This is a genomic window from Micromonospora luteifusca, assembly GCF_016907275.1.
Lineage (GTDB): Bacteria > Actinomycetota > Actinomycetes > Mycobacteriales > Micromonosporaceae > Micromonospora > Micromonospora luteifusca.
The window spans coordinates 118960-136994 of sequence record NZ_JAFBBP010000001.1 but is presented as its reverse complement, the minus strand read 5'-3'; the positions used below and the strand labels follow the sequence as shown (position 1 = coordinate 136994).

The window sequence follows — 18035 nt, the reverse complement described above, 5'->3', positions numbered from 1 at the left end:
CTGACATGGCTACAGTCTGTCCCTGTGGCCACCCCTGAGCTGCGGCAACTGCGATACTTCCTGGTCCTCGCGGAGGAGCTGAGCTTCACGCGGGCCTCCGCCCGCCTGATGATCGCCCAGCAGTCGCTGTCCCAGCAGATCACCGCCCTGGAACGCACCCTCGGAGTGAAGCTGTTCGACCGCGGCTCCCGGGGCACCACCCTGACCGACATCGGCGCCCTGTTCGTGCCCGAGGCGCGCGCCGTGACGGACCGCGCCGACGAGGCCGTCGCCGTCGTGGGACGCGCCCTGCGCGGCGAGGTCGGCACCCTCCGACTCGCCTTCCTGACCACCGTCGCCAACCACCTCCTACCCCCGGTGGTCCGGGCCGTGCACGACCAACTTCCCGGTCTGCACCTGGCCACCGAGTCCACCGGCATCGCATCCCTGGTGCAGGGTGTCCTCGGCGGCGACTACGACGTCGCCTTCACCCGGACCACACTCGTTCCCGGCCTGGAGACCAGGAAACTGGCGAGCGAACCGGTGTGCGCCGTGCTGCCCGAGGGCCACCCGCTCGCCGACCGCGCCGAGCTGGAACTCGCCGACCTGGCGGACGAGCCATGGCTCACCACGCCGCGCAGTTCCTGGGAACCCTGGCACCGCACCTTCGAGGACCAGTTCCGGGAAGCGGGGTTCGTACCGAACATCGTCCAGGAGGAAGCCAGCGTGCAGAGCCTCCTCGGCCTGGTCGCCGCCGGGCTGGGCGTCACCCGGCTCGCCAGTTCGGCAGCCAGCCTGCGTCGTAGCGGCGTGGTGTTCGTCCCGCTGACCGGCGCCTACGCGCAGACCGAGATGGTGTGGCTGCCGGGCAACACCTCACCCGCCCTGCACCGGCTCCTGGACGTGGTCACGGAACTCGCCGCCACGACTGACCTCACCAAGACCGGCTGACGGCCAGCTCAGCTCGTCTCGAGCTGATGGGTGGTGCCGTCGGCGACGGTTCGGAGCTTGTCGGGGTTGGCGACGTTGTGGATGGTCGTGATGCGACCGTCAGCGTCGATGTCGAAGGAGATGGTGGCGATCACCCGGCCGGCTCCGCTGAACACCAGGCCCGGGCCTTGGTTGATCTCGACCAGGGCGGCGTGCATGTCGTGCGGCTCGACGCCCTGGTAGGTGACGGTGCCGATGGCCGCGAACCAGGCGGCGACCGTCTCCGCGCCCCTGATCGGACGCAGGGCCTGGCGAACCTTACCGCCGCCGTCGGTCCACAACGTGACGTCCGGGGACAGCAGTTCCAGCAGGGTGTTGATGTCGCCACCGGTCGCGGCGGCGAGGAACCGCTCGGTGACGCCGCGCTGCTGTGACCGGTCCGCGGTGAAGCGTGGCCGCTGCGCCCGGACGTGCTCGCGAGCACGGTGGGCGGTCTGGCGCACCGCGGCCTCGGAGCGTTCCACCGCCACCGCGATCTCCGCATGGCTGAAGTCGAAGACCTCACGCAGGACGAACACCGCACGCTCGAGCGGGCTGAGCGTCTCCAGCACCACCAGCATCGCCATCGACACGGACTCGGCGTCGGTGATGACGTCGGCGGTGTCACCATCGGTCAGGATCGGCTCGGGCAGCCACGGCCCCACGTAGGTCTCGCGTTGCTGCCGCGTCGAGCGCAGACGCTGCATCGCGAGGTTCGACACGATGCGTGCGAGATACGCCTTGGGATCGGCAACCTGGCAGCGGTCGGCCGAGGACCATCTGATCCAGGCGTCCTGCACCGCGTCCTCGGCATCGGCAGCGGTGCCGAGGATGCGGTAGGCCACCGAGAACAGCAGGTTGCGATGACGGTGGAACACCTGCTGGTCCGCGTTCGCCAGGGGCGTCACCGTGCGTCCCGCAGGCGAGTGAAGCGGCCGCCGCGCGGCCAGAAGGCGCCGGAGGAGGGCATTGTCGTCATGCGGCGGTAGGTCGGCCAGGGGGATGCGCTCACGGTCTCCTTGTACCAGACCGCCGTACGCCCGGTCAGACACCCTCGGCGAGGGCTGTCGTCGGGCCGGGTGAACTGCACGACCGCATCGTTTCGGCCCAGGCTCACCGGCGTGTGGTAGTAGCCGAACCGGAACTGCCTGGGCTGTTTGCCCCTCAGCGTGCGGGCGATCGACACCGCTGCGTGCACGCCGGTCGGCATACCGCTCTGGCAGGTGCCGTGCAGCACACCGTAGCCCTGCCGGATCGCTGCCGCGTCGCCGATCGCGTACACCTCCGGGTGCGACACCGACCGCAACGTGGCGTCGGTGACGACGCGACCGCGTTCGTCGACGGTCAATCCCGCGGCGGCGGCCAGCGGCGACACCCGCGTACCACCCGTCCAGAGGACGACGTCGGCGGCCAGAGTCCCCGCCCCGGCCAGTTCGACCCCGTCGGGCAGCACCGTCGTGACCGCTGTCCCGGTGATCACCTGGACGCCGAGGCGAGTGAGCGCGGCCCGCAGGTGTGCCCGGGCCTTCGTGTTCATGGTCGCCCCGAGCTCCTGCCGGCCCACCAGCACGACATCGAGCTCCGGGTGTCGTTCCGCGATCTCCGCAGCCGCCTCGACGCCGGTCAACCCGCTGCCGCCGACGACGACGGTGCCGCGGCCCAGCCGCGCCAGCCGGTCCGCCAGCGCTTCCGCGTCGCCCGCGCTGTCCAGGGTGTACGCGTGCTCCTCCACACCCGGCACCGTCGCGGTGTCGGTCACGCTGCCCAACCCGTACACCAGGGTGTCGTAGTGCAGCACCCGGCTGTCGTCGATCCGGACGGTCCGCGCGTGGGCGTCGACCGCCGTCACCCAGCCGCGTACGAACTGCGCACCCGTCCCCGCGAGCAGCTCGGGGATGTCCATCTCAGCGAGCCGCTGCCCGGTCGCCGTCAGGTGCAGCCGTAGGCGCTCGGTGAACCGCTCCTGCGCGTTCACAACGGTCACCCGCACGTTGGCCTGCCTGGTCCTCGCCGCGAGCTGGGTCGCCGCGGCCATGCCCGCGTAGCCCGCGCCCAGGATCAGAACGTTGTGCGTGCCCGCCGTGCCAGGTCCCTGCGATGTGCTCATTGTTTCGCCTCTCTGATCGGGTTGACGACCACGAGATGCACGGAGCCCGGTGGTTCGTGACATCGCAGCGATGTGACGCCCGTCACGGCCGGCGTCGGGTGGCCGTGGCGACTACCCTCGTCGCGATGAGCCGATCTGCCGCCGCTGGCCGGGCTGCGCTGTGGCGGGACCGCACCTTCGGCACCTACTGGACAGCGCAGTCGCTCTCCGCGGCCGGCGACTCGTTCGCCTACCTCGCGGTGCCGCTGCTGGTCCTCCAGGCGACCGGGTCGGTGGCGCAGATGGGTCTGCTCACCGCCGTGGCGGGCGCGGCCTCCGTCACCGCCGGGATCTTCGGCGGGGTGCTGGTCGATCGGTACGACCGCCGCACTCTGATGATCGTGGCGGACCTGGTCCGGTTGGTGCTCTACGGCCTGGTGCCCCTGGTCTGGCTCGTCGGCCCGCAGGTCTGGCTGCTCTTCGTCGTGCTGCCGATCTGCGAGGCGGCCGGCATGCTGTTCCAGGTCGCCGCGGTTACCGCGGTCCGCAACCTCGTCGACTCCGATCGGATCACCGAGGCCAACGGACGGCTACAGGCGACGTACGCGGCGACGGCCGTCCTCGGGCCGCTGCTCGCCGGCGTGGTGTCGGCCCGCTTCGGCCCGGCAATCGCCATCGCCGTCAACGCGGCGAGCTTCGCGCTCTCCGCGACCGGTCTGTGGCTGATCCGACTACGACCGGTGCGGGCCGACGACGCCGCACCGGCAACCCGGGAGAGGCCGCTGGCCGAGTTTCTCGCCGGGGCACGGTTCCTGTGGCGACAGCCCGTGCTCCGCGCGCTGACCGTCCTGTTGTCGGTCTTCATCTTCCTGACCTATGGCTTCACCGACGTGCTGATCTACCACGTCACCCACGACCTTGGTGGCTCCGAGGGCACCGTCGGCATCGTGCTCGGCCTGGCGGCGCTGGGCACGGTCGCCGGCGCGCTGCTGGTAGCCCCGCTGCGCCGTCGCCGCGGCTTCGGCCCGACCTGGATCGGCGCGCACACGATTTGCGGCTTCGCGGTGGCGGGCGTCGGCATGGCGGCGAGCGTGCCGGCGGTCACCGCGCTGACCGCGGTGTATCTGTGCTGCCTCAGCGTCGGTGGGATCTGTTCGATGTCGCTGCGCCAGGAGATCACACCCGATCACCTGCTCGGCCGGGTCACCTCGGCGTTCTGGAGCACGCACTACGCCCTGGGACCGATCGGCGCGGCCGTGCTGACCTGGGCCGCCGGCCGGTACGGCGTCCAGGTGGTCACTCTCGTGGCGGGGGCGGGGTGCCTGCTGGTCGCGGTCGGTGGCCTCTTCACCCCGATCCGCCGCGCCGGCGTGGTGCCGGAGCGTCCGCCTGCCGCCATCCTGGCGGATCAGGCAGGTCAGCCACCGGTGGAGCATCCGTCGACCGCGTGAGCCGGTACACCCCACCCGCCAGCCGTGGTCCGCCGCACGCTGGCTCGCCCGGTCAGAACTCCTGGTACATGACGTGCAGGCCGACCCGGCCGAGGGTGGGGTGGCGAAACGCGCCCGGCACGGTGCCGACCACGTCGAAACCCTCCCGCCGGTACAGGTCGACCGCCGAGCGGTTGCTCTGCACCACGGCGTTGAACTGCATGCCCGCGTACCCCTGTTGGCGGGCCCAGGCCAGCGCGTCGCGGCACAGCGCGGTGCCGACGCCCCGGCCCCGCGCGTCGGCGGCGACCATGAAACTGGCGGTGGACACGTGCGCGCCCGGTCCGGGTCGGTTGGTGCCCATCTTCGCGGTGCCGAGGACCCGCTCGCCGTCGACGGCGACGACGGTCCGACCCGGCGGGGTCTCCGCCCACATGCCGAAGGCCGCGTCGGCGGTCATCGCCGGGTCGTAGGGGAACGTTTCCCGGGCCCGGATCACCTCTTCGACGATCGGCCAGACCTGCGACCAGTCCTCCGCCACGAACTCCCGAATCTGCACGCCGGGCAGGTTACGAGCGGTGACCCGGCCGGGCAACGGGTTTTTGTTCAGTGTCAGCGAGTGCGGCCAGCTCCGCATCCAGCAGCGCCGCGAGCCGGGCGTGCCGCTGCGGGTGGCTCCGCAGGGTCATGCCGCGGCTGGGCATCTCGACGGTCATCAGCAGGTACAGGTGCAACCGGTAGAGACCGAGCCGTCGGCGCGCGGACGCGTCCAGCACCAGCGGCTCGACGGCGGCGGCCCGGTAACCGCGCAGCAGGGGCTGCTCCGGGTCGTCCTCGACACGTCGGAACAGCACCGGCGAGACCAGATCCAGCAGCGGGTCGCCGTAGAGGAACCGTTCCCCGTCCACCAGCCCGCACAGCCGCAACCGGCCGTCCGCGTCGGGCGCCGCCAGCACGTTGCCGTCCCAGCAGTCGAAGTGCAGCAGGGCCGGGCGGCGCACCTCGTCCAACACGTCGGCCTGCGCCCCCACCAACGCGCGCAGGCGCTCCGGGGACACCGGCAGCCGGACGTTCCACTCGGTCGCGTCGGCCAGCAGCGCGTCGAGCATCGCCGTGAACGCCGCCCGCCAGGTCGACCCGTCGGCCCGGTCGCCGTCGTACCCGAACCGGTCGCCGGTGACCCGATGCAGGGCGGCGAGGGCCACCCCGAGGTCGTACCGCGCCGGGCCGTCGTCGACCGCGACACCGGCCTCGGCCAGCTCGTGCAGCGACCGGCCGGGCAGCAGCGCGGTGACCAACCACTCGCCGTACGCCGGGTCGGTGCCGTGATGCAACACCGGGGGTACGGGCACCCGTGGTGCCTGCTCGGCGACGAGTCGGAAGTATCGGGCCTCGGCAGCGCAGATTCCTCGTTCGTAGCGCAGCAGTGGCGTCTCGGCCGTTGGGGCCAGCTTCACCACCACCCGGCGCTCGTCGTCGAGCAGCGCCCACCAGACCGTCGCGTACCCGCCGCCGGCCAGCGGACCGGCTTCGCGGACCCGGGTCTGCGACCCGAACGACGCACGGAGCAGGTACGCCACGTCGTCGCTCGTGATCCGACGCTGCGTCGGGCTGACCCCGGTCATGGCACGGCGTCACCCCTTCGCGCGCGCGGCGCCGAGCCTGCCGTGGCACGAGGGGAGAGCGGGACGGGACCGACGGTGTCGCGGCGGACCAGCTCGGCGGGGAGCACCTCGACCCGGGGTGTCGGTGTCCCGGCGCCGAGCACCAGGGACATCGCCCGAACTCCCATGTCGACAAGCGGCAGACGCACGGTGGTCAGCGCCGGGGTCACGTCCCGGGCGATCGGCATGTCGTCGAAGCCCACCACGGAAACCTGTTGCGGCACGGCCAGCGAACGGGCCCGCAGGGTGGCGAGCGCGCCGATGGCCATCGAGTCGTTGAGCGCCGCGATCGCGGTCAGCTCCGGGTCGGCGTCGAGCAGTCGGGCGGTCGCCTCGGCCCCGCCGTCACGGTCGAACTCGGCGTACCGGATGCGCCGCTCGGGCAGGTCGCGGCCCTGCTCGGTGAGGGCCTGGCGGAGGCCGGCCAGCCGGTCGGTCGTGGTGGTGAGGATGCGCGGGCCGGCGACCACGCCGATCGCCCGGTGCCCCAGCCCGCACAGCTCCCGCCCGGCGAGGTAACCGCCGGCGCGGTTGTCCGGCATCACCGCGTCGCCGGAGTGCTCGTGCCGACCGATCACCGCGACCCGCCCGCCGGTCGCCTCGTACGCGGCGAGCTTCTCGTTGAGTTGTCGGGTGAACGCCTCGTCGTGGTAGCCGGAGCCGGCCAGGATCAGTGCCGCCACCTGGTGGCCGCGCAGCAGCTCCACGTACTCCAGCTCACGGTCCGGGTCCCGGTAGCTGTTGCAGATCATCAGCAGCCGACCCTGGTCGGTGGCGACGCGTTGCAGGCCACGGGTGATCTCGGCGAAGTACGGGTCGGAGACGTCATGCACGATCACGCCGACCGCGCTGCGGTGCGAGCGGGCCAGCAGTTGGGCATGTGCGTTCGGCACGTACTGCAGCTCGGCGACGGCGGCGAGCACCCGCTCGCGCAGCTCGTCGGTGACCGGCTTGCTGCTGCCGTTGATCACACGGGATGCGGTGGCGGGTGAGACGCCCGCCCGGCGGGCCACATCGGACAGGGTCGCCATGGCCCGCCCCCTCGGTCTGTTGACGGCGTTTCGTCGTGCCGGCTAGCGTCACGGTACCGCAGAGAAAGCCCTTTCCCGCAGGGAGGCCTGGCCGTGTCGGATCGTCTCGCCGCCCCGCTGCCCGGCGGCATCGGGGTCTCCCGGCTGCGCGTCTACGACACCGTCGCTCCGGACGGCCTGGTGGGCGGCACCCCGCACATGCACCTCTGCTGCACCGAGGGTTACGTGGTGACCGACGGTGCGGGTGCGGTGCAGACCCTGACCACCGCCGGCTTCCGGGAGACTCCGCTGCGGCCGGGCGCGGTGGTCTGGTTCGAGCCGGGCACCGTGCACCGCCTGGTCAACGGCGGGGGTCTGACCATTGTGGTGCTCATGCAGAACAGTGGTCTGCCCGAGGCCGGCGACGCGGTGCTGACGTTCCCACCCGACGTGCTGGCTGACCCCGCCTCGTACGCGGCCGCGGTGGCGCTGCCCGACGGGGGAGCGCCGGGTGCGGACGTGCGCTCCGCGTACCGCAGGAGGGACCTTGCGGTGGCCGGCTTCCAGGCGTTGCGGTCCGGTGGTCCGGCGGCGCTGGCCGAGTTCCATGCCGCCGCGATCGCGCTGCGTCAGCCGCTGTTGGCGCGGTGGCGGCAGCGGTGGGAGGCCGGCGCGGGCCGTGCCGCCGCCGGCACCGGCGCGCAGCTCGATGCCCTCGAACGGGGGGATCCCGCTCACCTGGGCGAGGCGGGGGTGTACGCGGTGGACGAGCCGGTCGAGCGGGGCCGGCTGGGTATGTGTGGGCTGCTCGACACCTATCCGGCGACCGCCTGACCGTCCACAGGGCAGGGTTGTCGAGCTGGGCACGCATCGGTGGAAACAGATCGAGGAAAGGCCTTGCCTGGTGTTGGTGGGCCGCCTACGCTCCTGGAAAGCGTTTGCCTGATCCGCCGACCGGCCCCTTCCACGAATGCCGGGCCGGGCCCCGAGGAGGTTCCGCGTGACCGAGAACGCTCTGGACACAGCGGGCCGACGGGCCGGATCGCCGGCCACCGACGGCGCGGGACCGTCCACCGTGGCCGCGCCGCCGCCCGGCACCGGTGGCCGCCGGCCTCGGCCGACGCTCGGCCGCCGGGCGGTGACCTTCGCCGACTCCCTCTGGCGCCCGGCGCTGGTGCTCGCGGCCTTCGTCGCCGCCTGGTGGTTCGTGGCCGCCCGGGAGTACGTCCCGAACTACCTGGTGCCCACGCCCGGCCAGGTCTGGGAGACGATGACCGGTCAGTGGTCCGAGCTGGCCCGACACACCCTGGTCACCCTCTACGAGACGGTGCTCGGCTTCGTGCTGGCCGCCGCGTTGGGCCTGGCCACCGCGGTCGCCATCGCCTACTCGCGCACCCTGGACAAGGCGCTCTACCCGATCGTCCTGTTCGCACAGGTCATCCCGAAGATCGCCATCGCGCCGCTGCTGGTGGTCTGGTTCGGTCTCGGCCTCACCCCGAAGATCATCCTGGCGGTGCTCATCGCGTTCTTCCCGGTGGTCATCTCCGGCGTGGCCGGGCTGCGCTCCACCGACCCGGAGCTGCTCGACCTCGCCGCCACCATGGGCGCCGGACCGTGGCGCACCTTCCGCAAGATCCGCTTCCCGAACGCGTTGCCGCATCTGATGGCCGGCCTGAAGGTGGCCGTCACCCTCGCCGTGGTCGGTGCCGTGGTCGGTGAGTTCGTCGGTGCCAGCGAAGGGCTCGGCTACGTCCTGTTGCTGGCCAACGGCAACCTCGACGCCCCGCTGCTGTTCGCCGACCTGATCCTGATGTCCGCCATCGGCATCGTCCTGTTCGTCCTGGTCGAGATCGCCGAGGCACTGCTCATCCCGTGGCACGCCAGCCGTCGGGCCAGCGTGTCACTCACCACCTCCTGACCGACCCCATCACGGAGGCACCGATGAAACGCACCGCCACCACCATCCTGGTCACCGCCGCCCTGCTGCTCGCCGCCACCGGCTGCGGCGGGGACGACTCCGCCGGCAAGACCGGCGCCGACGGCAGCAAGCAGGTCACCCTCACCCTCAACTGGGTGCCCTACGGCGAGCACGCGCCGTTCTACTACGGCCTGCAGAAGGGCTACTACTCGGCCGAGGGCATCGACCTGAAGATCCTTCCGGGCAACGGCTCGGGCAACACGGTCAAGCAGGTCGCCCAGAAGCAGACCGACTTCGGCTGGGCGGACAGCCCCGTCCTGCTCAAGTCGGTGGCCAGCGGGATGCCGGTACGCAGCCTCGGCGCGTACCTGGAGAAAGGCCCCTCCTCGGTGGAGTTCTTCACGGAGGAGAACATCAAGACCCCGGCGGACCTCAAGGGCAAGACCGTCGGCGGCACCCCCGGCGACGCGCTCTACGCGACCTTCCCGGCCTGGCTGGAGAAGAACGGCCTCAAGAAGGACGACGTCAAGGTGGTCAACGTGGACGCCGCCGGCAAGATCGCCGCTCTGGCCGAGGGCAAGGTCGACGCCATCATGGGCTTCTTCCACGACCAGGCGCCCACCATCGAGAGCAAGACCGGCAAGAAGGTCGACGTGCTGCTCTTCGCCGACTACGGGATGAACCTGCTCGGCACCGGCCTGATCGCCAACACCCAGACCCTGCAGAAGGACCCGGAGCTGGCCCGCAAGTTCGTCCGGGCCACCCAGAAATCCTGGGCGGACGCCGCACGCGACCCGGCCGGCGCGGTGAGCGCGATGGTCACGCTCGCCGAGAACGAGCCCGCCCCCGAGGTGCTCACCAAGCAACTCACCCTCAACCTGCCGCTGCTCGGCGGCGAAGGCCCGCCCGGGGTGAACACCGAGGCTCAGTGGACCGAGACCATCGACCTGATGTCCCGCTACGCGGAGCTGAAGGACCCGGGTGCGCCGAACGCGTACTGGGACTCCTCGTACGCGGCCCAGGGGTGACCGGGTGACCGCCGCACCGGCCGCCACCGGCACCGCCATCGGGATGTCCGGGGTGACCGTCCGATTCACCTCCCGGCGATCGCAGACCACCGCGCTGGACGACGTGTCGCTGGACATCGAGCCGGGCGAGTTCGTCACGATCGTCGGCCCGTCCGGCTGCGGCAAGTCCACCCTGCTGAAGATCATCGCGGGGTTGGTCACACCGACCAGCGGTACGGTGTCGTTGCTGCGACGCCCGGTGCGCGGGCCGCAGAAGGAGATCGGCTTCGTCTTTCAGAAGGCCGCGCTGCTGGAGTGGCGCGGCGCGCGGGCCAACATCCTGCTCCAGGCCGAGATGCGGGGCATGGACCGGACGCAGGCGGCCCGCCGGGCCGACGAGCTGATCGAGATGACCGGGCTGACCGGCTTCGAGAAGGCGCTGCCACACGAGTTGTCCGGCGGCATGCAGCAGCGGGTCGCGCTCTGCCGCGCGCTGCTGCACTCCCCACCGGTGCTGCTCATGGACGAGCCGTTCGGCGCCCTGGACGCGCTGACCCGGGAGCAGATGAACGCCGAACTGCACCGGATCTGGCGGGAGACCGACACCACGGTCGTGCTGGTCACCCACTCCATCGCCGAGGCGGTCTTCCTCGGCACCCGGGTCGTCGTGATGAGCGCCCGGCCCGGCCGGATCATCCGCACCTTCCCGGTCGAGTTGCCGGCGCACCGCGACTACGCGCAGGTGATGTCGGATTCCCGCTTCGACCGGCTCGCCACCGACCTACGTGGGTTGCTCGGCAGCGCGGCCGCCAACCACTGAGCGCGAATCGGCACGACCAGCACGACGGAAGGAACACCATGACCCGCAGGTCGATCGGCATCATCGTCAACGGAGTGACCGGGAGGATGGGTTACCGGCAGCACCTCGTCCGCTCGCTGCTGGCCATCCGCGAATCCGGCGGTGTGACGGTGGCCGACGGCACGACCATCTGGCCGGAACCGGTCCTGGTCGGGCGCAACGAGACGAAGCTCCGGGAGCTCGCCGAACGGCACGGGCTGACCGAATGGACGACCGACCTGACCTCGGCGCTGGCCCGCGACGACGTCGAGATCTACTTCGACGCCCAGGTCACCCAGCAGCGGGAGAAGGCGATCCGACAGGCCATCGAGGCCGGCAAGCACATCTACACGGAGAAGCCACTGGCCGAGGACACCGCGGCGGCCCTCGACCTGGCCCGGGCGGCGGACGCGGCCGGCGTACGCACCGGCGTCGTGCAGGACAAGCTCTTCCTGCCCGGTCTGCGCAAACTCAAGCGCCTCATCGACGGCGGCTTCTTCGGCCGGATCCTCTCGGTGCGCGGCGAGTTCGGCTACTGGGTGTTCGAGGGCGACTGGCAGCCCGCGCAGCGGCCGTCGTGGAACTACCGGGCCGAGGACGGCGGCGGGATCGTGGTCGACATGTTCCCGCACTGGCACTACGTGCTGGAGGAGCTGTTCGGTCGGGTCAACGCCGTCTCCTGCGTCACCGCCACCCATGTGCCGGAGCGGGTCGACGAGGCCGGTCAGGTCTATCCGGCCACCGCCGACGACGCCGCGTACGCCGTCTTCGAACTCGACGGCGGGGTGATCGCGCAGATCAACTCGGCCTGGAGTGTGCGGGTCTACCGCGACGAGCTGGTGGAGTTCCAGGTCGACGGCACCGAGGGCAGCGCGGTGGCCGGGCTGCGCAACTGCCGGATCCAGCACCGGGCGGTCACCCCGAAGCCGGTGTGGAACCCGGACCTGCCGGCCACCGAGGACTTCCGGGCGCAGTGGGCCGAGGTGCCCGACAACGAGGAGTTCGACAACGGCTTCAAGGTGCAGTGGGAGGCGTTCCTGCGGCACGTCGTGGCCGGTGAGCCGTTCCGGTGGGACTTCCTGGCCGGCGCCCGCGGCGTCCAACTTGCCGAGTTGGGGTTGCGCTCGGCCCGGGAGGGCTGCCGCGTCGAGGTGCCGGAGCTGCGCTCATGAGCGCCGAGGTCGTGCTGCCCGGCGGGCGGCGGTACCGGCTGGCCTCAGGGAGCGGGTTCGCCCGGCCGGCCGCACCCGCGACCAGTCGGATCGCGTACGCCGCCGCGCACGTGGTCGCCGACCCGAGGGCGGAGAACGTGCCGGGTGCACCTGCGGCGGTGGACTGGGACACCACGCTCGCCTTTCGGCGGCACCTCTGGTCGTACGGGCTGGGGGTCGCCGAGGCGATGGACACCGCCCAGCGGGGGATGGGGCTGGACTATCCGGCCACCCGGGAGCTGATCCGTCGCAGCGCCGCCGAGGCCCGCGCGGTGGGCGGGCGGATCGTCGCCGGTGTCGGCACCGATCAGTTACCGCCCGGGCCGGCCACCCTGGCGGCGGTCACGGCCGCGTACAGCGAGCAGCTCGACGACGTACGCGCGGCCGGCGCCCAACCGGTGTTGATGTGCAGCCGACACCTGGCCTCCGCCGCCCGCGGTCCGGAGGACTACCTGCGGGTGTACGACGAGCTGCTGACCGCCGCCGAGGAACCGGTGGTGCTGCACTGGCTGGGCCCGATGTTCGACCCGGCGTTGACCGGCTACTGGGGTGCGGCCGACCTGGACCTGGCCGCCGACACGGTCACCGAGCTGATCAAGGCGCACCAGGCCAAGGTGGACGGCATCAAGGTGTCGCTGCTGGACGCCGGCCGCGAGGTGGCGCTGCGCCGCCGACTACCGGCCGGGGTACGTCTCTACACCGGCGACGACTTCCACTACCCGGAGCTGATCCGGGGTGACGAGGTGGGTCACTCCGACGCGCTGCTCGGGGTGTTCGCGGCCATCGCACCGGCCGCCGCCGCCGCGCTGGCCGCCCTCGACCGGGGCGACCTGGCGGCGTACGACGAGATCTTCGCGCCGACCGTGCCGCTGGCCCGGCACCTGTTCGCGGCGCCGACCTGGCACTACAAGACGGGGATCGTCTTCCTGGCCTGGTTGGCCGGGCACCAGGACCATTTCACGATGGTCGGTGGCGCGCAGTCCGGCCGGTCCCCGGCGCACCTGGCGACCCTGCTCACCCTGGCCGACGCCGCCGGGCTGCTGCCCGACGCCGACCTGGCTGCCGCCCGCGCCCGGGCGCTGTTCACGGTCGCGGGCGTTCCGCAATGACCGGGCTGCGCCGGTTCTCGTTCAACCAGGCGACCGCCCAGCGGTGGCCCCTGCCCGACGTGGTGGCCGGGTGTGTGGCTGCCGGCGTACCGGGCATCGGATTGTGGCGGGAGCCCGTCGCGGAGCACGGCCTGGCCCGGTCGGCGAAGCTGGTCCGCGACGCCGGCCTCGCCGTCACCTCGCTGTGTCGAGGCGGCTTCTTCGCCGCCGACGACTGGCGGGCGGAGAATCTGCGCGCCATCGAGGAGGCGGCCACGCTCGGCGCACCGGAGTTGGTGCTGGTCTCCGGGGGGCTGCCGCCCGGTAGCCGGGACATCGACGGCGCCCGCCGCCGGGTCGCCGACGCGATCGGCGAGTTGGCCCCGCACGCGGCGGCAGCCGGGGTGCGGCTGGCGATCGAGCCACTGCACCCGATGTTCGCCGCCGACCGCTGTGTGATCGCCACCCTCGGTCAGGCGCTGGACATCGCCGAACGGTTCGACCCGACGGTCGTCGGTGTGGTGGTGGACGCCTATCACGTGTGGTGGGACGACACGGTGTACGCGCAGATCGAGCGGGCCGGACCACGGATCGCCGCGTTCCAGGTCTGTGACTGGGTGACGCCGCTGCCGGAGGGGGTGCTGCTCGGCCGGGCGCTGCCCGGCGACGGCTGCATCGAGCTGCGACGGCTGCGCGAGGCGGTGGACGCGGCCGGGTATGTCGGCCCGATCGAGGTGGAGGTCTTCTCCGCCGAGGTGTGGGCGCGTCCCGGTGCGGAGGTGCTGGACGCGGCGATCGCCGGCTACCTGGGTCACGTTGTCTGAGGTCCCCGAACGGCGGTGGCCGGCAGCGGTCGGCGCCTGGCTGGGCATCGGCACCGCGCCGGCCACCCTGGTGCTGGGTGCGGCGATGGCCGCCCGGCACGGCGGCGCGGTGCCGGTGGCCGGGCTGCTGGTCGGCGGGGCACTGATGGCGGCGCTGCTGTGGGGGCAGGGCCGGATCGGTCTGCGCCGGCCGGTCGGCGACGGTGGGACGCTGACGGCGGTGCTGCCCGCGTACCTGGGGGACACCTCGCGGCTGCTGCTGGCGGCTGTGCTGACCGTTTCGATGATCGGCTGGAACGGGTTCAACGTCGGGCTCGGCGGCGCCTCCCTGGCCGCGTTGACGCACCTGCCGGGCTGGGCTGGGCCGGTCCTGCTGGAGGTCGCGGTCCTCGCCGTCTCGTGGGGGCCCGCCCGGCTCGGCAACCGGGTCGCGGTCTTCACCACGCTGAGCGCGGTGGTCCTGGTCGGCTGGTGCCTGACCGTCCTGCCGCCACCCGGCGCGCCGGTCCGCCTCGCCGCCGGTGGGCTCGCCGACGCCGCCGCGCTGATCGGCTACGCGGCGGTGTTCGCGCTGCGCGCACCGGACTTCAGCGTCGGCCTGGCCCGACGGCGGGACCTGGCCTGGTGCGTGGGGCTGCTGATCGGTCCGGCGCTGCTCGGTGTGCTCGCCGGTGCCGGCCTGTGGCTGCGGACCGGCTCGGCGGACGTTGTCGCGCTGCTCGCCGCCGGGTCGGGGCTGGCCGCGTACGCGAATCTGTTCGTCGCGGTGGCGGTCTTCGCCGCGGCGCTGACCACCACGTACTCCGGGGCGTTGGCGGTGCGTGGCCTGGCGCCGCGGGTGCCGGCCCGTGCGGCGATGCTCGCCGTCGCGGTGCTCGGCGGGATGCTGGCGGTGGCGCGCTTCGACCGCCTGGTGCTGCCCTGGTTGACACTGCTGGCCGCCGCGCTGCCGGTGCTGGTGGTGCCGATGGGGGTGGAGGCCGCCGCCCGTCGACGCGGTCGTGCGCCGCGGACCGTACCCGCCTGGTGCTGGGTGCCGCCGGCGCTGCTGGCGGTCGCCTGCACGCTCGCCGGGGTCGGCGTCGCGCCGCTGCTCGGTCTGGCCCTCGCCGGGGCGTGCACGGTGCTCTGGCGCCGGCGGGCAACCGCGACCTAGGCGGCCGGCGGGCCTCCCACCGGAACGGGAGCAGACCCGGTAGTTCCGCGGTCATCGCTGGGCTGCCGAGGAGATGACGCGGGGATGGCGTTGTCGATGAGGACGGCGGCGATGGCGGCGGCGGTGGGGAAGGATTCGCTGTTGAGGACTCGGGTGCGGGCCGAGGCGCCGTCGATGAGCAGCGCCAGTTGTTCGCCGAGTTGTTCGGGGTCGGTAGCACCAGCTTCGCGGGCGGTTTCGGTGAGCCGCGCGGCGATGGCGATCTTGTAGTCGCGTGCGTACTGGGATGCGGGGTGTTGGGGGTCGTGGAGTTCGACGGCTGCCGCGATGTAGGGGCACAGGGGCGTGGACGCGGGTATCTCGAAGGCGGCGAGGAGTCGTTCGCGGGGTGTGAGGTCGGCGCGGTCGAACACTCCGGGCATGACGTCGGGATCGAATCGGCGCAGGTATTCGGCGACGAGTTCGTCCTTGCTGGTGAAGTGCTGGTAGGCCGTGCGCTTGGACACTTGGGCCACGGCGCAGAGCTGGTCCATGCCGGTGCGGTTGATGCCTTGATCGCGGAACAGCTGCTGTGACGCGCCGAGGATGCGCTCGCGTGCGCCCCTGCCGCGGCGCTGGCCCTGGGGGCCCCTCTCCAACTCCGTCATGCCCCCAGTATAGGTCGCTGGTACCGATCGGTGTACGTAGCTTGCGCCCCCACCAGCCACCGGGGTACGTTACGCACACAGCTCGGTGTACATAACAACGAGCTGTTTCGGATACCCATCAATGCAACGGAGTGATCGTGGGAAAGCTCGATGGCAAGGTAGCGGTGATCACCGGCGGATCCACCGGCATGGCACTGGCCGGCGCCAAACTGTTCGTCGAGGAAGGAGCGCACGTCTTCATCCAGGCCCGGCGGCAGGAAGCACTCGACGACGCCGTCAAGCTGATCGGCCGCAACGTCACCGCCGTCCAGGGTGACGCGGCCGAACTGGACGACCTGGATCGCTTGTACGACACCGTCAAGCGGGAAAAGGGCTCGATCGACGTGCTCTGGGCCAGCGCCGGGATGGGCGAACCCGCCGTCCTCGGCGAGATCACCGAGGAACAGTTCCACCGCGCCTTCTGGCTCAACGCGCGCGGCACCCTGTTCACCGTGCAGAAGGCACTGCCGCTGATCAACGACAACGGCTCGATCTTCATGACCGGATCCAACGCCTCCCTCGGCGCCTTCCCCGGCTGGAGCCTCTACGCGGGAAGCAAAGCCGTCCAGCAGGCCTGGGCCCGCGTCTGGCTCAACGAACTGCGCGACCGCAATATCCGGGTCAACGTTCTGACCCCCGGCCAGGTCGCCACCGCCAAACAGGAAGAACTGTTCGACGAGGCAACCAAGGCCGCATTCGAGTCCCTCATCCCACGCGGAAAGATGGGCCGCCCCGAAGAAGTCGCCTCCGTCGCCCTGTTCCTCGCCTCCGACGACTCCAGCTATGTCAACGGCCTGGAACTGGTCACCGACGGCGGCACCACCGCCATCTGAACCGCCGGCCAGGAATGCTGCGGGCACACCCCAGAGCGACATCTCGAGAACAGGAAGACCTCATGAGCAGCATCACCCTCATCGGTACGGGGAACATGGCCCGTACCATCGGCACGCTCGCGGTGGCGGGCGGCAACACCGTCGAGGTCATGGGACGCGATCAGTCCAAGGCCGATGACCTGGCCAAGGCTCTGGGCGGCGGTGCAACGACGGGCAAGTGGGGCGCCGTCCCGGCCGGGGACATCGTCATCACGGCCCTGTTGTACGACGGTGTAGTTCCGGTCGTCGCCAGGTACGGAGAAGCCCTCGCGGGCAAGGTCATCGTCGACATCAGCAACCCCTTCAACGCCTCATTCGACGGACTGGCCCACAGCGAGGAGACCTCGGTCGCGCAGGAAGTCGCCAAGGTGGCGCCGGTGAGCGCCAGCGTGGTGAAGGCATTCAACACCATCTTCCGTAATGTCCTGGAGAATGGCCGGGCCAACGTCTTCATCGCTGGCGATAATGCGCAGGCCAAGGCCGGCGTGGCGGCATTCATCGAGACCCTCGGGCTGCGCCCGCTGGACGTCGGCGGTCTGAAAATGGCGCACTGGCTGGAAGGAATGGGCGTGGTCACGGTGGGCCTCGCCGGCAACGGGGTTGGCCACTGGGACTTCGCCCTCGGCGTCGACGAATTTACCGGCTGACCCCCGGGGGCCGGTGACGTTGTCGTGCCCACCTTGGTCGAGTGCCAAGGCCACGAGTCGGTCGGCGAACTGAATCAGTAGCCCGGCTCGTGGCCGGCGGCCAACCGGGCCGCTGCCTCGGCGGGCGTGTCGTCGTAGCCGGGCCGAGCCAGGAGCACCGATTGGAAGAAGTGGCCCTGCTCCTCGTCCGGATCGTCGTCCTCGGCGAACGGCCGCCACAGCGCGAGGTACAGCCTTCGCGCGGTGAACCCGTCGTCGTCCTCGTTCGGCACGATGTCGACGTGGTGTCGTAGGCGCTCCACGACCTTTAGCGCGGGCAGCCCGAAGACGTCGACGTCGCGGTACCGCACCACGTCCTGCTCATGTGGACGCCACACCTCGATCGCGTTGACCCGGCCCCGTGTCGGCCCGACCCCGAACCCCACGCTGAAACTCAGCCCGCTCGGCAGGTGCAGGAACAGTTCGCCATGGGTGGTCGGTGTCAGCCGACCGAGCGTTTCGAGCGCTCCGCGGGCCTCGTCGAACGTCATTCCGAGCGAAAGCGGGCCCACCCCATGCGGTGGGTCGAGCACGAACTCCATCGGCTGATCATCGCAGCGCGCTCATGGGCGTACGCAATCGGACCAGTCAGCACAACTCCGCAGGCAGGC

Annotated in this window: 19 protein-coding genes; 12 read left to right on the top strand and 7 right to left on the bottom strand. The window is 71.4% G+C overall.

Going from position 1 to position 18035, the window contains the following annotated elements; genetic code table 11:
• The first annotated feature begins 24 nt into the window (after positions 1 to 24).
• Positions 25 to 930, top strand: coding sequence for a LysR family transcriptional regulator (locus JOD64_RS00630; RefSeq protein ID WP_307813139.1), 906 nt, complete (start codon positions 25 to 27; stop codon positions 928 to 930).
• A gap of 8 nt (positions 931 to 938) precedes the next feature.
• Here JOD64_RS00630 and JOD64_RS00625 read toward each other — a convergent pair whose 3' ends face one another.
• Together JOD64_RS00625 and JOD64_RS00620 are read right to left on the bottom strand one after the other, a co-directional pair.
• A complete protein-coding gene (locus tag JOD64_RS00625; RefSeq protein ID WP_204940357.1) occupies positions 939 to 1856 on the bottom strand; it encodes an RNA polymerase sigma-70 factor in 918 nt (305 codons plus the stop codon).
• Positions 1853 to 3055, bottom strand: coding sequence for an NAD(P)/FAD-dependent oxidoreductase (locus tag JOD64_RS00620; RefSeq protein ID WP_204940356.1), 1203 nt, complete (start codon positions 3053 to 3055; stop codon positions 1853 to 1855). Before JOD64_RS00620 ends, JOD64_RS00625 begins: the two co-directional genes overlap by 4 nt.
• A 125-nt stretch (positions 3056 to 3180) precedes the next feature.
• On the opposite strand from JOD64_RS00620, the gene JOD64_RS00615 reads away from it, so the two are divergent.
• Positions 3181 to 4485, top strand: a complete 1305-nt coding sequence (locus JOD64_RS00615) for an MFS transporter (protein WP_204940355.1) — start codon at positions 3181 to 3183, stop codon at positions 4483 to 4485.
• A gap of 52 nt (positions 4486 to 4537) precedes the next feature.
• On the opposite strand, the gene JOD64_RS00610 is transcribed toward JOD64_RS00615, so the two are convergent.
• From JOD64_RS00610 to JOD64_RS00600, 3 genes are read right to left on the bottom strand one after another with little or no spacing between them, the layout of a single operon-like run.
• Positions 4538 to 5023 carry a GNAT family N-acetyltransferase gene (locus JOD64_RS00610; protein WP_204940354.1) on the bottom strand — a complete coding sequence of 162 codons (486 nt, stop codon included), beginning with the start codon at positions 5021 to 5023 and terminating at the stop codon, positions 4538 to 4540.
• Positions 5024 to 5033: 10 nt separating this feature from the next.
• Positions 5034 to 6089 (bottom strand): phosphotransferase family protein, encoded by a 1056-nt coding sequence (locus JOD64_RS00605; RefSeq protein WP_204940353.1) that lies wholly within the window; start codon positions 6087 to 6089, stop codon positions 5034 to 5036.
• Positions 6086 to 7159, bottom strand: a complete 1074-nt coding sequence (locus JOD64_RS00600; RefSeq protein WP_204940352.1) for a LacI family DNA-binding transcriptional regulator — start codon at positions 7157 to 7159, stop codon at positions 6086 to 6088. The genes JOD64_RS00605 and JOD64_RS00600 overlap by 4 nt, the downstream gene beginning before the upstream one ends.
• Before the next feature lie 93 nt (positions 7160 to 7252).
• Between JOD64_RS00600 and JOD64_RS00595 the strand changes: the two genes are divergently transcribed.
• The 8 genes from JOD64_RS00595 to JOD64_RS00560 all read left to right on the top strand — a co-directional run bounded on the left by JOD64_RS00595 (position 7253) and on the right by JOD64_RS00560 (position 15180).
• The gene (locus JOD64_RS00595; protein WP_204940351.1) at positions 7253 to 7972 is read left to right on the top strand and encodes a cupin domain-containing protein; all 720 of its coding nucleotides are present in this window, start codon (positions 7253 to 7255) and stop codon (positions 7970 to 7972) included.
• Positions 7973 to 8138: 166 nt separating this feature from the next.
• Complete coding sequence (locus tag JOD64_RS00590; RefSeq protein WP_307813137.1) at positions 8139 to 9056, top strand: ABC transporter permease; 918 nt, start codon at positions 8139 to 8141, stop codon at positions 9054 to 9056.
• Positions 9057 to 9079: 23 nt separating this feature from the next.
• Positions 9080 to 10084 carry an ABC transporter substrate-binding protein gene (locus tag JOD64_RS00585; protein WP_204940350.1) on the top strand — a complete coding sequence of 335 codons (1005 nt, stop codon included), beginning with the start codon at positions 9080 to 9082 and terminating at the stop codon, positions 10082 to 10084.
• A gap of 43 nt (positions 10085 to 10127) precedes the next feature.
• On the top strand, positions 10128 to 10883 hold the full coding sequence (locus JOD64_RS00580; protein WP_239559788.1) for an ABC transporter ATP-binding protein: 756 nt from the start codon (positions 10128 to 10130) through the stop codon (positions 10881 to 10883).
• 38 nt (positions 10884 to 10921) lie between these two features.
• A complete protein-coding gene (locus JOD64_RS00575) occupies positions 10922 to 12073 on the top strand; it encodes a Gfo/Idh/MocA family protein (protein WP_204940348.1) in 1152 nt (383 codons plus the stop codon).
• On the top strand, positions 12070 to 13221 hold the full coding sequence (locus JOD64_RS00570) for a dihydrodipicolinate synthase family protein (protein WP_204940347.1): 1152 nt from the start codon (positions 12070 to 12072) through the stop codon (positions 13219 to 13221). The genes JOD64_RS00575 and JOD64_RS00570 overlap by 4 nt, the downstream gene beginning before the upstream one ends.
• Positions 13218 to 14024, top strand: a complete 807-nt coding sequence (locus JOD64_RS00565; protein ID WP_204940346.1) for a sugar phosphate isomerase/epimerase family protein — start codon at positions 13218 to 13220, stop codon at positions 14022 to 14024. The genes JOD64_RS00570 and JOD64_RS00565 overlap by 4 nt, the downstream gene beginning before the upstream one ends.
• On the top strand, positions 14017 to 15180 hold the full coding sequence (locus JOD64_RS00560) for a purine-cytosine permease family protein (RefSeq protein WP_204940345.1): 1164 nt from the start codon (positions 14017 to 14019) through the stop codon (positions 15178 to 15180). Before JOD64_RS00565 ends, JOD64_RS00560 begins: the two co-directional genes overlap by 8 nt.
• On the opposite strand, the gene JOD64_RS00555 is transcribed toward JOD64_RS00560, so the two are convergent.
• Entirely contained in the window at positions 15177 to 15827 is a 651-nt protein-coding gene (locus JOD64_RS00555; protein WP_204940344.1) for a TetR/AcrR family transcriptional regulator, read from the bottom strand. The two genes, JOD64_RS00560 and JOD64_RS00555, sit on opposite strands and share 4 nt — an antisense overlap.
• Before the next feature lie 137 nt (positions 15828 to 15964).
• Between JOD64_RS00555 and JOD64_RS00550 the strand changes: the two genes are divergently transcribed.
• Positions 15965 to 16699, top strand: coding sequence for an SDR family NAD(P)-dependent oxidoreductase (locus JOD64_RS00550; RefSeq protein ID WP_204940343.1), 735 nt, complete (start codon positions 15965 to 15967; stop codon positions 16697 to 16699).
• A gap of 62 nt (positions 16700 to 16761) precedes the next feature.
• Positions 16762 to 17385 (top strand): NADPH-dependent F420 reductase, encoded by a 624-nt coding sequence (locus tag JOD64_RS00545; RefSeq protein ID WP_204940342.1) that lies wholly within the window; start codon positions 16762 to 16764, stop codon positions 17383 to 17385.
• Between the two features lie 74 nt (positions 17386 to 17459).
• Here the strand turns inward: JOD64_RS00545 and JOD64_RS00540 are convergent, their stop codons facing one another.
• Positions 17460 to 17966 (bottom strand): hypothetical protein, encoded by a 507-nt coding sequence (locus JOD64_RS00540; protein WP_204940341.1) that lies wholly within the window; start codon positions 17964 to 17966, stop codon positions 17460 to 17462.
• Positions 17967 to 18035 lie beyond the last annotated feature (69 nt).

What these genes read in the sequence shown, in the direction of transcription:
- JOD64_RS00615 (WP_204940355.1), top strand. Translation starts at nt 3,181, where the DNA reads ATGAGCCGATCTGCCGCCGCTGGCCGGGCTGCGCTGTGGCGGGACCGC.
- JOD64_RS00565 (WP_204940346.1), top strand. Translation starts at nt 13,218, where the DNA reads ATGACCGGGCTGCGCCGGTTCTCGTTCAACCAGGCGACCGCCCAGCGG.
- JOD64_RS00600 (WP_204940352.1), bottom strand. Translation starts at nt 7,159, where the DNA reads ATGGCGACCCTGTCCGATGTGGCCCGCCGGGCGGGCGTCTCACCCGCC.
- JOD64_RS00575 (WP_204940348.1), top strand. Translation starts at nt 10,922, where the DNA reads ATGACCCGCAGGTCGATCGGCATCATCGTCAACGGAGTGACCGGGAGG.
- JOD64_RS00585 (WP_204940350.1), top strand. Translation starts at nt 9,080, where the DNA reads ATGAAACGCACCGCCACCACCATCCTGGTCACCGCCGCCCTGCTGCTC.
- JOD64_RS00540 (WP_204940341.1), bottom strand. Translation starts at nt 17,966, where the DNA reads ATGGAGTTCGTGCTCGACCCACCGCATGGGGTGGGCCCGCTTTCGCTC.
- JOD64_RS00555 (WP_204940344.1), bottom strand. Translation starts at nt 15,827, where the DNA reads ATGACGGAGTTGGAGAGGGGCCCCCAGGGCCAGCGCCGCGGCAGGGGC.
- JOD64_RS00545 (WP_204940342.1), top strand. Translation starts at nt 16,762, where the DNA reads ATGAGCAGCATCACCCTCATCGGTACGGGGAACATGGCCCGTACCATC.
- JOD64_RS00570 (WP_204940347.1), top strand. Translation starts at nt 12,070, where the DNA reads ATGAGCGCCGAGGTCGTGCTGCCCGGCGGGCGGCGGTACCGGCTGGCC.
- JOD64_RS00580 (WP_239559788.1), top strand. Translation starts at nt 10,128, where the DNA reads ATGTCCGGGGTGACCGTCCGATTCACCTCCCGGCGATCGCAGACCACC.
- JOD64_RS00620 (WP_204940356.1), bottom strand. Translation starts at nt 3,055, where the DNA reads ATGAGCACATCGCAGGGACCTGGCACGGCGGGCACGCACAACGTTCTG.
- JOD64_RS00605 (WP_204940353.1), bottom strand. Translation starts at nt 6,089, where the DNA reads ATGACCGGGGTCAGCCCGACGCAGCGTCGGATCACGAGCGACGACGTG.